This is a genomic window from Yonghaparkia sp. Root332 (assembly GCF_001425665.1).
Classification (GTDB): Bacteria; Actinomycetota; Actinomycetes; order Actinomycetales; family Microbacteriaceae; genus Microcella.
In genome coordinates, this window is sequence record NZ_LMCX01000002.1 from 886128 (window position 1) to 900125 (window position 13998).

Here is a 13998-nt window from a genome sequence, read left to right on the forward strand (position 1 = left end):
CCCGCGCGACGGGGCGCGGCCGGGTCCGTGCCCTCAGAGCCGGCGGACGATGACGCTATCGGGCGCCGAGACGTCGAACTGCCACGACACCGCCGGGTCGTTCACGGCGATCGCGGCCTCGAGCACGCGCGTCTTGAACGCCGAGCGCTCCGCACTCCCCCACACGACCCGGTGGCCCAGGTCGCGGATCGTGAAGGCGACGTCGTCGCGCGTCGACGCGGTCACGACGTCGACCCGGGACGCGAGCTCGTCCGGCAGAGCATCGAGCACCTCCGCGACCGAGCGGAACGCCGCCTCGTCGGGGTCGGCCTCCCCCACCCGGATGAGCGGCACGCCCGTCGGCCGCTCGGGCGACGACTCCACGACCACGCCGGCCGCATCGACCAGATCGAAGGCCTCGCCGCGCTCGACGGCGCCGATGGGTGCCCGCTCCACGATGCGCACGACGAGCGAGTGCGGCGGAACGACCTCGAGCGAGTACGACCGGATGAGGGCGAACTCCTCCAGATCGGAGCGGATGCCCCCCTCGTCGAGCAGCGCGAGCGGGGTGTCGCGGTGCCGGTCCAGCGCTCCGCCCACCGCTGCCGGGTCGAGACGCACCGTGCCGGTGACGCGGATGTCCGTGAGGGCCATGAGCGGCGACAGCGTGACGGCGACGACCGTCGCGAGCAGCGCCGTGAGCACCGCGACCGAGCCCCATGTGAGCAGTCGGCGCCGACGCGAACGGCGCGTGAACCTGCGCGCCTCGGCCCGCTCCGCGCGACGCGCGGCGCGCGCCGCCGAACGCTCCAGGTGGTCGGCGCGGCGGCGCGCCTGCTCGACGGGGTCGATCGAGCGGGCGGGGATCAGGCGAGGGCGCGACCCGCGGCGCGGGAGGGGGACGGGGCCGGTGGTCGACCCGTGCGCGGCGCCGTCCGGCTCGGGCGGCGAGGGGCGCGAGCGCGGCCGGGAGGGACGGGGGGTGCGCGCCTCGGGCGCGGCCGACGGGCTCGGCGGGGCGGCCGGGCCGGTCGCGCCGCCGCGACCCGCGGGCCGGGAGGCCGCGGAGCCGGAGCCCGAGGGCGAGCCCGACCCGGGCTGGCGCCCGCGATCGAAGCCCTCGGGGCGCTTCACCGGGCGGGCTCCTCGGCGGTGCCGGCGGGGGCATCCCCCGCACCGGCGCCGACGACGGCGCTCGCGTCGGCACTCGCAGAGACGATCGCCTCGTGCACGCTCGGGAGGATGCGGTAGACATCGCCGCACGAGAGCGTCATGACGATGTCGCCGGGGCGGGCGATCTCGGCGACGCGCACGGCGGCCGCGCTCCAGTCGGGGCGGTAGTCGACGCGCGCAGGGTCGCGGAAGGCGTCGGTCACGAGGGCGCCCGTGACGCCGGGGATCGGGTCCTCGCGCGCCCCGTAGACGTCGAGCACGACCGTGTGGTCGGCGAGCCGCTCGTAGACCGCGGCGAAGTCGCCCGCCATCGCCTGCGTGCGGCTGTACAGGTGCGGCTGGTGGATCGCGATCACGCGGTGGTCGCCGACGACCGAGCGCGCCGTCTGCAGCGCCGCCGCGACCTCGGTCGGGTGGTGCGCGTAGTCGTCGTAGAGGCGCACGCCCGCGGCCTCGCCGTGCGACTCGAAGCGGCGCAGGGTGCCGGCGAAGCCGTCGAGCGCGCCGACCGCGTCCGCGAGCGGGACGCCGAGGCCGACGAGCACCGCGACGACTCCCGCCGCGTTGAGCGCGTTGTGCCGGCCGGGCACGCCGAGCTGGCCGTGCGCCTCCGCGCCGTCGGCGGCGATCGTGAACGCGATCGGGCCGGTCTCGCTCACCGCGGTGAGGCGCACGTCGGCGTCGGCGGCCTCGCCGAAGGTGAGGATGCGCGGCGCGGCCCTGCGGGCGAGCAGGGCGCCGTGCAGCGCCCGCGTTCCGGCGTCGTCCGCCGAGAGCACGACGAGCTCGGTCGCCGCCGCCGCGAACTCCACGAAGGCCTCCGCGATCGCCTCGGCCGAGCCGTAGTGGTCGAGGTGGTCGGTGTCGATGTTGGTGATGAGCGCGATGGCGGTGTCGTAGAGGAGGAACGACCCGTCGGACTCGTCGGCCTCCACCACGAAGAGATCCCCCTCGCCCCAGGCCGAGGAGGTGTTCGCGCCCTGGATCACGGCGCCGTTCACGAAGGAGGGATCGCGGTCGAGGGCGCGCAGGGCCGTGACGAGCATCCCCGTCGACGTCGACTTGCCGTGGGCGCCCGCGACGGCCACCAGGCGCTCGCCGCGCACGAGCCAGGCGAGGGCCTGCGAGCGGTGCAGGACGGGCAGGCCGCGGCGCAGGGCCTCCTGGTACTCGGGGTTCTCGACCCACAGCGCGCCGGTCACGACGAGCGTGTCGGCGTCGCCCACGTGGGCGGCGTCGTGCCCGATCGCGACGGGGATGCCCAGCTCGCGCAGCGCCTTGACGGTCGCGGAGTCCGACCGGTCGCTCCCGGTCACGGCGACGCCCCGCTCGTGGAACAGGCGGGCGATGCCGCTCATGCCCGAGCCGCCGATTCCGACGAAGTGGAGGCGGCCGAGGTCATCGGGGAGGACGAGGCTGGGGTCGGGCTTGATCGTCATATCGCCGTTCACCCTACGGGGTCGACGAGGCCAGGGCCTCGCGCACGAGGGCGAGGAGAGCCGCGCTGCCGTCGCGCCGCCCGACCGACTGCGCCGCCGCCGCCATGCGCGCGATCTCGGCGCGCCCGGTCAGGAGCGGGACGAGCTCGCCCGTCACGAACGCGGGGGTGAAGGCGGCGTCGTCGACGAGTCGCGCACCGCCGGCGGCGACGAGCTCGCGCGCGTTGAGACGTTGCTCGCCGTTGCCGACCGGGTACGGGACGAGGATCGAGGGCAGCCCCACGGCGGCGAGCTCGCTCACCGTCGCCGAGCCCGAGCGGCACACGACGAGGTCGGCCGCGGCGAACGCGAGATCCATGCGGTCGCAGTACTCCATGACGCGGTAGCCGGGGAGGCCCGGGTCGGCGCCGCCGCGGTCGCGGCCCGTGATGTGGAGGACGTTCCAGCCCGAGCCGAGGAGGTGCGCGATCGACTCGCCGATCGTCTCGTTGAGCCGCTTCGCCCCCGTCGATCCGCCCGTGACCAGGAGCGTCGGCCTCTCGGGGTCGAGGCCGAAGTGCGCGACGGCCTGCGGGCGCAGAGCCACCCGGTCGAGCTCGACGATCTCGCGGCGCAGCGGCATGCCGACGACCCGCGCGCCCCGCAGCGGGGTGCCGGGGAAGGTCGTGCCGACGCGGCCGCCGAGCCAGCCGGCGAGCCGGTTGGCGATGCCCGGGCGGGCGTTCGCCTCGTGGGCCACGATCGGCACGCGTTCGAGGCGTGCGGCGACGTACGCGGGGGCCGAGGCGTACCCGCCGAAGCCGACCACGACATCCGCCCCCCGCTCGCGGATGGTCGCGCGGGTCGCCGCGACGGCGTCGCGGAACGCGCGGGGGAACCGCAGCGCCGCCGCGTTCGGCCGGCGCGGGAACGGCACGCGCGGGATGGTCAGCAGCTCGTAGCCGCGCGCGGGGACGAGGCGCTCCTCCAGGCCGCCCGCCGTGCCGAGGGCGAGGATGCCCACCTCGGGCTCGACCGCGCGCCAGTGGTCGGCGAGAGCGAGCAGGGGGTTCACGTGGCCGGCGGTGCCCCCGCCGGCGAGCAGCGCGGTCGTCACGGGCGCGGCTCCGGGCGGACGTCGCGCGCGAGCGAGAGCACGACGCCGATGGCGATGAGCGTCGCGACGAGGGCCGTCCCTCCGGCCGACATCAGAGGAAGCGGCACGCCGAGGACGGGGAGCATGCCGAGGACGACGGCGACGTTGACGAAGGCCTGACCGACGATCCACACGAGCACGGCACCCGTCGCGATGCGTCGGAACGGGTCGGTGTGCGCGCGCATGAGCCGCACCATGCCGATCGCGAGGACGGCGAAGAGGATGAGCACGACCATCGCGCCGATGAGCCCGAGCTCCTCGCCGACGATCGCGAAGATGTAGTCGCTCTCGGCGTGCGGCAGCCATGACCACTTGAGCGCCGAGTTGCCGAGACCCACGCCGAAGACGCCGCCCGAGCCGAGCGCCCACATGCCGTGCATGGGCTGCCAGCAGACGTCCTCGAGCTGCTCGGGCGTGCAGCCGTTGAGCCACGCGCTGATGCGGTCGGACCGCGAGGCGCCCGAGAGCGCGAACAGCACGGCCCCGCCGACCCCCGCGGCCACGAGCCCCAGGATGTGGCGCATCGGGGCACCCGCGAAGAAGAGGGCGGCGAGCACGATCGAGGCCATGATCGTGACCGTGCCCAGGTCCTGACCCAGCAGGACGAGGCCGATCGCGACGGCCGAGACCGGGAGCGCGGGGATCGCGACGCTCCGCCAGTCGGTGAAGGAGTCGGCGCGCGGCGCGAGCACCGTGGCGAGCCACACCACGAGCGCGAGCTTGAGCAGCTCGGAGGGCTGCAGGCTGAAGCCCGCGATCTCGATCCAGTTGCGGTTGCCGCCGTACTCGTTGCCGAGCGGCGTGAACACGAGCAGCTGGAGCCCGAGGCCCAGGAGGACGCCGTTGCGCGCCCACCGCCGCCAGAACACGGCGGGCAGTCGCGAGATCAGCAGCATGAGGGGGATGCCGATCAGGGCGAAAGCGCCCTGGCGGGCGAAGATCCCGAAGAAGTCCCCTCCGCCCTTTCCGGACTGCACGAACGAGCTGGAGAGGACCATGACCAGCCCGAGCAGCACCAGGAAGATCGTCGTACCGAGCACGAGCATCCAGTCGGCGCTCTGCGCGGTGAACAGGCGGCGCACGGCGACGATCGCCGCCCCGCCGTGGGCGGGCGCGGAGGCGCCGGCCGAGCGGGCCGTGCGGTCCGTGCCGTGCGGCGGTCGCGTCGCGGTCACGCGATCCCCCTTCCCCCGGTCGTCGCCTCGGTCGGATTCAGCTCGGGTCGTGGTGCTCGCGCACCGCGGCCTGGAACCGACGGCCGCGGTCGGCGTAGTCGGCGAACTGGTCCATCGATGCCGCGGCGGGCGCGAGGAGCACGGTGTCGCCATCGTGCGCCGCAGCGGCCGCCAGTCGCACGGCGACCGGCATCACCTGCTCAGTGTCGTCGGCCTCGACCTCGAACACGGGGAGCTCCGGCGCGTGTCGCCCGAACGCCGCGAGGACCGCCGCGCGATCGACGCCGACGACGATCGCGGCGCGCAGGCGCTCGCGGTGCGTCTCCACGAGCGCGTCGATCTCCACGCCCTTGAGCAGCCCGCCGACGATCCACACGACCGAGCGGAAGGCGCTGAGCGCGGAGTTCGCCGCGTGGGGGTTGGTCGCCTTGGAGTCGTCGACCCACATGACGCCCCCCTCGTCTCGGACGATCTCGGTGCGGTGGTGGTCGACGCGGAAGGCGCGCAGCCCGTCGCGGACGGCGAGCGGCGGGGCCCCCGCGGCGCGCGCGAGCGCGGCGGCGGCGAGGGCGTTCGCGAGGCCGTGGGGCGTCGCGAGTCCCGCGATCCTCACGTCGGCGAGCGTGCCGAGCTCGAGGGCGGAGCGGTGACGGTCGTCGAGGAAGGCGCGGTCGACGAGGATGTCGTCGACCACGCCGACGTCGCTCGGGCCGGGCGTGTCGGTGCCGAAGCCGATCGCGCGAGCGCCGTCGACGACATCGGCCTCCTCGACCATCCGCATGGTCGCAGCGTCGGCGCGGTTGTAGACGCACGCGAGGAGGGTGTTGGCGTAGACCTTCGCCTTCGCGTCGCGGTACGCCTCGGCCGAGCCGTGCCAGTCGTAGTGATCCTCCGCGAGATTGAGGCACGCGGACGCGATCGGCCCGAGAGCACCCGGGCCCTCGGTCGGCAGCTGGTGCAGCTGGAAGCTCGAGAGCTCGACGACGAGCACGTCGAAGCCGGCGGGGTCGCGCACGGCGTCGAGCACCGGGATCCCGATGTTCCCGCAGGGCGCGGCGCGGATCCCCGCCTCCCTCAGCATGGTCGCCGTCAGCTGCGTCGTCGTGGTCTTGCCGTTCGTCCCCGTGATGAGCACCCACTGCGCGGCGGGCGCGATCTTGTCGCGCACGCGCCAGGCGAGCTCGATGTCGCCCCACATCGGGATCCCGTGCGCCTCGGCCCAGCGGAGGATCGCGTGATCGGGGCGGAAGCCCGGCGAGACGATGAGCAGCTCGGGCTCGAGGGCGGCGAGCCGCGGCAGGGCATCCTCATCGGAGCCCTCGAGCTCGATCAGCTCGACGCCGATGACGGGCAGGATGCGCGCGCGATCGTCATCGGGATTGCGTGCGGCGACCGCGACCTGCGCTCCGAGCTCGGCGAGGGTGTCGGCGGCGGCGAAGCCCGTGACGCCGAGGCCCAGCACGAGGACGCGGAGCCCGGACCAGTCGGCGTGCCAGCTGGTCAGGTCGTCGAGGCGGTTCACGGTTACTGGCTCACCCATTCGAGGTAGAAGAGGCCGACTCCGACCGCGACGAAGAGACCGGCGATGAGCCAGAAGCGCACGACGACGGTGACCTCGGCCCAGCCCTTGAGCTCGAAGTGGTGGTGCAGCGGGCTCATGAGGAAGATGCGCTTGCCCTTGGTGAGCTTGAAGTAGACCCGCTGAACGATGACCGAGCCCGTGACGATCAGGAACAGGCCGCCGATGAGGACGAGCAGGAGCTCGGTGCGCGTCACGATCGCGAGGCCGGCGATCGCGCCGCCGATCCCGAGCGACCCGGTGTCGCCCATGAACACCTGCGCGGGCGAGGTGTTCCACCAGAGGAAGCCGATGAGCGACGCGGCGATCGCGGCCGAGACGATCGCGATGTCGAGAGAGTCGGCGCGCACCTCGTAGCACTTGTAGGCGAGCTCGGGGTCGAGGTTGGGGTTGAAGCAGTTCTGGTTGAACTGCCAGAACGCGATGATGATGTACGACGCCACTGCGAGGATCGCCGAGCCGGTCGCGAGGCCATCGAGCCCGTCCGCGACGTTCACGGCGTTCGAGGTGCTCACGACGATGAGGTTGATCCACAGCACGAAGAGGACGATGCCGATCGCCCCGAGCGCGGCGAAATCGAGCCACGGGATGTCGCGGACTCCGGAGACCATCGTCGACGCGGCCGTCTGCCCGTCGGCGTCCGGGTACGAGATCGCGAGGATCGCGAAGCCGGAGGCGACGACGACCTGCCCGGCGACCTTCGCCCAGCCCGTCAGCCCGAGGCTGCGCTGATTGCGCACCTTCATGAAGTCGTCGATGAATCCGACGAGCCCGAGGCCCACCATGAGCAGCAGGACGAGCATCGCGCTCTGCGTGGGCGCCGTCTGATCGACGAGGTGGCCGAAGAAGTACCCGAGCACCGAGCCGAAGATGACGATGATGCCGCCCATCGTGGGCGTGCCGCGCTTGGTGTGGTGCGTCTGCGGACCGTCGTCGCGGATGAACTGGCCCCACTCCAGGCGCCGGAAGAGGCGGATGAACAGCGGCGTCAGCAGGAGGGTGAAGGCCAGCGAGAAGGCCCCCGACAGGAGCAGGGCTCTCATGCGGTCTCCTCCGTCAGGCGGGCGATCAGGGTGGCGAGCGGGGTGACTCCGGCGGCGCTCACGAGCACCGCGTCGCCCGGCGCGAGCCGGGCTCGGAGTTCATCGTAGGCCGCGTCGACGTCGTCGACGAGGAGCGACTCCCCGTCCCACGAGCCCTCGAGCCCGGCGGCGGTGCTCGTGTGGCGCGCGCCGTGGCCGACGACGATGAGCTGGCCGATGTCGAGGCGCACGACGAGCCGTCCGAGCTGGTCGTGGTCCTCGAACCAGTCGGCCTGCTCGCTCACGAGCTCGCCCACGACGGCGAACGAGCGGGCGACGCCGCGCGTGGCGTCGGCGAGCACCTTGAGCGAGCGCCTCACCTCCGTCGCGGTCGTCGCCCGCGTGTCGTCGATGATCGTGATGCCGTCGGAGGTGCGGGTGCGGCGGCATCGCCCGGGGATCTCCCCGACGCCCTCCCCCGCCCTCGCGGCCTCCTCGAGCGTCGCGCCCGCCTCGAGCGCGGCGCGGACCGCCTCGACTGCCGCGTCGACCGCGGCGTCGCCGAGCGCATCGAGACGCATGAGGGTCGAGCCCTGAGCGCCGCGGATCGTCACGACCGCGCCGTCGAGCCGGTGCTCGACGTCGTCGACCACGAGCGCGGCGGTCATCGCGTCGGCCAGCCGGCCTCGCGGAGGGCGGCGCGCGCCTCCTCGCGGGCGGAGTACTCGGTCCGCACCCCGCGGATGTCGCGGTAGTCCTGGTGCCCGGGCCCCGCCCACAGGATGGAGTCGCCCTCCTCCGCGAGGCCGACCGCGACGCGGATCGCCGCCTCGGGCGGGCTCACCTCGTGGATCTCAGGCTTATTGGTCGCGAGCGCGGCGCCCTCGATCAGGGTGGCGCGGATGGACGCCGGGTCCTCGAAGCGCGGGTGGTGGTCGGTGATGACGAGCACGTCGCAGCCCTCGGCGGCGACGCGCGCCATCTCGTGCCGCTTGGTGGCGTCGCGGTCGCCATCGGCGCCGAAGACCATGATCGTTCGGCCGGTCGTGAAGCTGCGCACGGCGCCGAGCGTCTGCTCGAACGCGTCGGCGCTGTGGCCGAAGTCGACGTAGACGCTCGGGCCGCGATCTCCTGAGACGCGCTCGGTGCGCCCGGGGAGGTACGCGTCGATGCCGGTCTCGCCGAGCGCCTGCCCGATGACGGCGAGGTCGAAGCCCGCCTCGACCATCATGACGAGCGCGAGCCCGGCGTTGGCGGCCATGTGCCACCCGATGAGCGGGACGCGCGTGGTGAGCGAGCGGCCGTCGGGGCCGGTCAGACGGAAGCCCGTGAACGCCGGCTCCTCCTCCGTGAGCTCGACGCGCCACTCGGCGTCGACCCCGGGCCGGGCCGAGATCGTGGTGACGGGGATGCGCGCCGACTCCACGACCCGCTCGCCGTAGGGCGAGTCGAGCGAGACGACGCCGCGCTTCGCGCGATCGGGCTGGAAGAGCGGGAGCTTCGCCTGGAAGTACTCCTCCATGTCCGCGTAGTCGTCGAGGTGGTCGTGGCTGAGGTTGGTGAAGCCCGCGACGTCGAAGACGATGCCGTCCACGCGGTGCCGGCTGAGGGCCTGCGCGCTGACCTCGACGGCGACGGCGCGGACCCCGGCCTCGCGCATGCGCGCCAGGAGCGCGTGCATCTCGCTCGCCTCGGGCGTCGTGAGGCGGCTCACGACGGTCAGCTCGCCGATCTTGCGCTCGGCGGTCGACGAGAGCCCCGTGACGAGATCGAGCTGACGGAGGATCCCGTCGAGCAGGTAGGCGGTCGAGGTCTTCCCGTTCGTGCCGGTCACGCCGAAGAGCAGCGGCGGCTCCTCGCGGGTCCGGTACACCCACGCCGCGAGCTCTCCGAGCGCGGCTCGCGGGTCGTCGACGACGAGGACGGGCACCTCGAGCCCCGACGCGAGCTCAGCCCCCGCGGCATCCGTCAGGATCGCGACGGCGCCCGCCTCGACGGCAGCCGGCGCGAACTCGGCCCCGTGGCGGTGCTGGCCGCGGATGCCGACGTACAGGTCGCCGGGCTGCAGGTCGCTCGTCGCGAGCGTGATCCCCATGACCTCGACGCCGTCGGTGCGGCCGTGCGCGACCTCGATGCCGAACTCCTCCACGAGTCCGCCGAGGGGACGAGCGGAGGGGTGCTCGGGCCGCAGGACGGGGGGGATGCGACCGGACAACACGACCTCTTTCTCGACCGGACCTACCACGTGAGGGGCGGGCTCTGCGCGGGCTGCGTCGAGGGCGGCACCCGGAATGTCTTGAGCACTTGCGTCATGATCGACCGGAACGTGGGCGCCGCAGCAGCCGACGTCTTCATCGTATCGGGACGCGCGAGCGTGACGACGACCACGAACTGCGGATCATCGGCGGGCGCCATGCCGGCGAGCGACACGATGCGCTGGCCGCCGTAGCGCCCGTTCTCCGCGACCTCGGCGGTGCCGGTCTTCGCGGCGACGCGATAGCCGGGGATGCTCAGCTGCGAGGACAGGAATCCGTCGGTCACGACCGACTCCAGGATCGAGACGGTCGTGTCGGCGGCCTCCTGCGACAGGATGCGCTCGCCCTCGCCCGTCGGCTGCATGGTGACCGTGCCGTCGGTGTGCCGGCACCCCGCCACGAGGGTGAGCGGCATGTGCACGCCCCCGTTCGCGATCGCCTGGTAGGCGCTCGCGACCTGCGCGCTCGTCGCCGTCATGCCCTGGCCGAACATCTGGGTGAACGCGCTGTGGCCGTCGATCGACGCCGGGTCCTGGATGTCGCCGCCCTCCTCGCCGAGGAACCCGACCGCGGTCGGCTCGTCGAGCCCGTAGCGCTGGAGCATCTCGGCCCGCTGCTCGAGGCTCGTGCGCTCGACCACCATCGAGGTGCCGACGTTGGAGGAGTTCATGAGGATGCCCGCGGTCGTGAGCGGCAGGTCGCCGTGCGCCCAGGCATCCCCGATCGTGTAGTTGAGGATCGTCGCGTACCGGCCCGGCACCGTGAACTTCTCCGTCGGGGTCGTGACCCCTTCGTCGAGCAGCGCCGCGAAGGTCAGCGCCTTGATCGTCGAGCCGGGCTCGTAGGGCGCCGTGAAGCTGCGCGCGCCGAGGTTGTCGGCCGGCGTACCGTTGACGTCGTTGGGGTCGACGGTCGGCCAGTCGGCGGCCGCGACGACCGCGCCGTCGGCGACGCGCACGACGAAGGCCGTCGCCCAGTCGGCGCCGATCGCGCTCGCCTGCTCGGCGATCGCCTGCTGCGCGAACCACTGCACGTCGCGGTCGATCGTGAGCTCGAGCGTCCCGCCGTCGACGGGCTCCTGCTCGACGACCGTCGTGCCGGGGAGCCGGACGCCGTCGGCGCCGCGCTCGTAGGTCGAGGTGCCGTCGGTCGCGGCGAGGCACTCGTCGGCGCTGAGCTCCAGGCCGGTCTGCGGGCCGTCGGTGCCCAGGAAGCCGACGAGGTTCCCGGCGACCTGGCCGTTCGGGTAGGCCCGCGCCGGCTGCCGCTCGAAGTACACCCACGGGATGCGCAGCTCGCGCACGGCCTGGTAGACCTCGGTCTCCACCCCGCGCACGAGGTAGGCGAAGTCGTCCTCCGGGTCGGCGGCGAGCTCCGCATCGATGAGCGACTTCAGCTGCAGCGGATCCTGCCCGGTGAGCGCCGCGAGCTGCCCGAGGGCGTCCTCCACCGAGCGCGTCGTCCGCTCGCCCGTCGTCTCGTCGAGGATCGTCGAAGGGGCGACGAATCGCGGCGACACGGTGATGTCGTATCGGTAGACGGTGTCGGCGAGCACGACCCCGTTGCGATCGACGATGTCTCCACGCGCCCCCTGCAGCACCTGCGGGATCGATCGGCGGGCCTCCGACTGCTCGGCGAGCTCGCCCGCTCGGACGACCTGGATGTCGATGAGCCGGACGAGGAAGGCGAGGAGGACGGCGGCGACCAGGAGGACGGTGAGCGCCAGTCGGCGGCGAGTGCGTCGGACGGCGATCACGATGTCGGCCTCCCCCTTCGGTGCTGCGTCAGTTGGTCACGGGCGACGGGATCGTCGTCGGGGCGGCGGGCGCCGCCGGCGCGGCCGGCTGGACCGCGCCAGGCGCCGGTGCCGCGGGAGCGGTCGGACCCGTCGCGGCGATTCCGCCCGAGGCTACCGACCCCGGCGCCGACGGCCCGGGTGAAACGCCCGCGACCTCCCCTGTCGACGCCGGAGTCACCAGCGGCACATCGGCCAGCAGCACATTGCCGATCATGCTGTCGCGCCCGTCGAGCACTCCTGCTCCGGCGCCTGCCGCGACGGGCGCTCCGAGCACCGTCGCGTCGGCCAGCCGCAGATACGCGGGGCTGGCGTTGGCGACCATGCCGAGCGATTCGGCATTGGCCGCGAGGTTCTGCGGAGACCGCAGAGTGTCGAGGCTCTCGGTGAGCACCTGCGCGTTGCGATCGAGCTCCACGGCGCTGGCCTGCAGCGCGGCGATCCTGTAGGCGCCCTCCGAGAGCGCGATCGAGAGCAGGAGCTGGGCGAGAAGGATCGCGAACGCGCCGGCGGTCGCGACGATCGCGTACACGGCGCGCGGGCGGGATCGGCGCTGCTCTCGCGTCGTGACGACCTCCACGGGCCGCGGCGCCCGGCGGGGGCTCGGAGCCGCGGCCCGACGGGGGGTCGTGGGGGCGAGGACGGCGCTCATGCTGCGGCCGCGAGTCGCTCGGCCGCGCGGAGGCGGACGGGGATGGCGCGCGGGTTCACGGCGCGCTCCTGCTCGCTCGCGAGCTCGGCGCCGCGGACGAGCAGGCGGAAGCGTGGAGCATGCTCCGGCAGCTCCATCGGCAGCCCCGCGGGGGCGGTCGACCGCACACGGGAGGCGAGCTCGCGCTTGACGATGCGGTCCTCCAGCGACTGGTAGGCGAGGACGACGATGCGGCCGCCGACGGCGAGCACGTCGAGCGCGGCGGGGAGGGCGGCCTCGAGGGCGGAGAGCTCGGCGTTCACCTCGATGCGCAGCGCCTGGTAGACGCGCTTGGCAGGGTGGCCGGTCCGCGGCGCGGAGCGCGGCGTCGCATCGAAGATGATCTGGTTCAGGTCGGTGCTCCGATCGATCGCGCGGGCGGCGCGCGCCTCGACGATCCGGCGGGCGTAGCGCGGCGCGAGCTTCTCCTCGCCGTACGCGTAGAAGATGCGGCGGAGCTCCTCCTCCGGGTAGCTCGCGAGGACCTCGGCGGCGGTGATGCCGGTCGTGCGGTCCATGCGCATGTCGAGCGGGGCGTCCTGGGCGTAGGCGAAGCCGCGCTCGGCCTCGTCGAGCTGCATCGAGGAGACTCCGAGATCGAAGAGCACGGCATCGACCTCGTCGATGCCGACCGAGGCCAGTGCCTGCTCGATGCCGTCGTAGACCGTGTGCATGGGGCGGAAGCGGTCGCCGAACCGCGCGAGGCGCGCGATCGACGCGGCCAGGGCATCCGTGTCTCGATCGAGTCCGACGACCGTGAGGCCGGGGAAGCGCTCGAGCGCCGCCTCGGTGTGGCCGCCGAGGCCGAGGGTCGCGTCGACCATGACGGCGCCCTCGCGCGAGAGCGCGGGACCGAGGAGCTCGAGCGTGCGCTCGAGGAGGACGGGAGTGTGTCGGTTCTCGATCATGTCGTTCCGGTGGATGAGCGCGGGGCCCGGATCCCCATCCGTCGACCTGGCACCGGGGAAGTGATGTCAGGGCGATGACGGCTGGGAGTCCGACCCTCGCGATCAGAAGAGGCCCGGGATCACCTCCTCCTCGGTGTTCGAGAACGCTTCTTCCTTCTCGGCGTAGTAGGCGTTCCACGCCTCGGTCGACCAGATCTCGGCGCGGTCGCCGGCGCCGATGACCGTGAGGTCGCGGTCGAGCCCGGCGTAGTCGCGCAGCGCCGCGGGGATCGTGACGCGGTGCTGCTTGTCGGGGCGCTCGTCGCTCGCGCCGGAGAGGAAGACGCGGACGTAGTCGCGGGCGAGCTTGCTCGTGAGCGGGGCCTGGCGGATCTTCTCGACCTGCGCCGCGAAGCCCTCCGCGCTGAAGACGTAGATGCAGCGCTCCTGCCCGCGGGCGAGGACGAGGCCGTTGGCGAGCTCATCCCGGAACTTCGCCGGAAGGATGATGCGCCCCTTCTCGTCGAGCTTGGGGGTGTGCGTGCCGAGGAACATCGTCCGCTCCCCCTTCTTCTCCGGCCGGAAGTTCTAGGTACGCTCCACTTTACTCCACAATGCTCCACTTTGCTATCACTCGACGCCACTGTAGCCCGAATTGGGGGCACTTCTCCCCCGTGATCTCGCGGGAGGCGCGCGGGGAGGACGGTGGAGGGGAGCACGAGGACGTCCGCGCCTCGCCCGGGTCGCAGCGCGCGCCGGGCCGCGGACGGACGGTCCGAAGGCCCGGAACAGCGCGGATCCCCGGGAGTCAGTGCGCCGCCGCCGATCGCGGTGGAGGACGGTGGAGGGCGGGGAGGACGGTGGAGTG

General features: G+C 73.2%; 12 protein-coding genes. All 12 read right to left on the reverse strand.

Annotation, left to right across the window (positions count from 1 at the left end):
- Nucleotides 1–33 precede the first annotated feature (33 nt).
- The 12 genes from ASC54_RS11860 to mraZ all read right to left on the reverse strand — a co-directional run bounded on the left by ASC54_RS11860 (nt 34) and on the right by mraZ (nt 13685).
- Nucleotides 34–1113, reverse strand: a complete 1080-nt coding sequence (locus ASC54_RS11860) for an FtsQ-type POTRA domain-containing protein (protein ID WP_055899209.1) — start codon at nt 1111–1113, stop codon at nt 34–36.
- Entirely contained in the window at nt 1110–2591 is a 1482-nt protein-coding gene (gene murC / locus ASC54_RS11865) for a UDP-N-acetylmuramate--L-alanine ligase (RefSeq protein WP_055861567.1), read from the reverse strand. Before murC ends, ASC54_RS11860 begins: the two co-directional genes overlap by 4 nt.
- A 13-nt stretch (nt 2592–2604) precedes the next feature.
- A complete protein-coding gene (murG, locus tag ASC54_RS11870) occupies nt 2605–3687 on the reverse strand; it encodes an undecaprenyldiphospho-muramoylpentapeptide beta-N-acetylglucosaminyltransferase (protein ID WP_055899212.1) in 1083 nt (360 codons plus the stop codon).
- Complete coding sequence (ftsW, locus tag ASC54_RS11875; protein ID WP_055899215.1) at nt 3684–4901, reverse strand: putative lipid II flippase FtsW; 1218 nt, start codon at nt 4899–4901, stop codon at nt 3684–3686. Before ftsW ends, murG begins: the two co-directional genes overlap by 4 nt.
- A gap of 37 nt (nt 4902–4938) precedes the next feature.
- A complete protein-coding gene (murD, locus tag ASC54_RS11880; protein WP_055899218.1) occupies nt 4939–6441 on the reverse strand; it encodes a UDP-N-acetylmuramoyl-L-alanine--D-glutamate ligase in 1503 nt (500 codons plus the stop codon).
- Nucleotides 6426–7523: a phospho-N-acetylmuramoyl-pentapeptide-transferase gene (mraY, locus tag ASC54_RS11885; RefSeq protein WP_055861578.1), complete on the reverse strand. Its 1098-nt coding sequence runs from the start codon at nt 7521–7523 to the stop codon at nt 6426–6428. Before mraY ends, murD begins: the two co-directional genes overlap by 16 nt.
- Nucleotides 7520–8170, reverse strand: a complete 651-nt coding sequence (locus tag ASC54_RS11890) for a glutamate ligase domain-containing protein (RefSeq protein ID WP_055861579.1) — start codon at nt 8168–8170, stop codon at nt 7520–7522. Before ASC54_RS11890 ends, mraY begins: the two co-directional genes overlap by 4 nt.
- Nucleotides 8167–9717 (reverse strand): Mur ligase family protein, encoded by a 1551-nt coding sequence (locus tag ASC54_RS11895; protein ID WP_055862155.1) that lies wholly within the window; start codon nt 9715–9717, stop codon nt 8167–8169. Before ASC54_RS11895 ends, ASC54_RS11890 begins: the two co-directional genes overlap by 4 nt.
- 23 nt (nt 9718–9740) lie before the next feature.
- Entirely contained in the window at nt 9741–11513 is a 1773-nt protein-coding gene (locus ASC54_RS11900) for a penicillin-binding protein 2 (protein WP_055899221.1), read from the reverse strand.
- Between the two features lie 28 nt (nt 11514–11541).
- Complete coding sequence (locus tag ASC54_RS11905; RefSeq protein ID WP_156376825.1) at nt 11542–12204, reverse strand: hypothetical protein; 663 nt, start codon at nt 12202–12204, stop codon at nt 11542–11544.
- A complete protein-coding gene (gene rsmH, locus ASC54_RS11910) occupies nt 12201–13151 on the reverse strand; it encodes a 16S rRNA (cytosine(1402)-N(4))-methyltransferase RsmH (RefSeq protein WP_055899223.1) in 951 nt (316 codons plus the stop codon). Before rsmH ends, ASC54_RS11905 begins: the two co-directional genes overlap by 4 nt.
- Before the next feature lie 102 nt (nt 13152–13253).
- Nucleotides 13254–13685: a division/cell wall cluster transcriptional repressor MraZ gene (mraZ, locus tag ASC54_RS11915; protein WP_055861591.1), complete on the reverse strand. Its 432-nt coding sequence runs from the start codon at nt 13683–13685 to the stop codon at nt 13254–13256.
- Nucleotides 13686–13998: the final 313 nt, after the last annotated feature.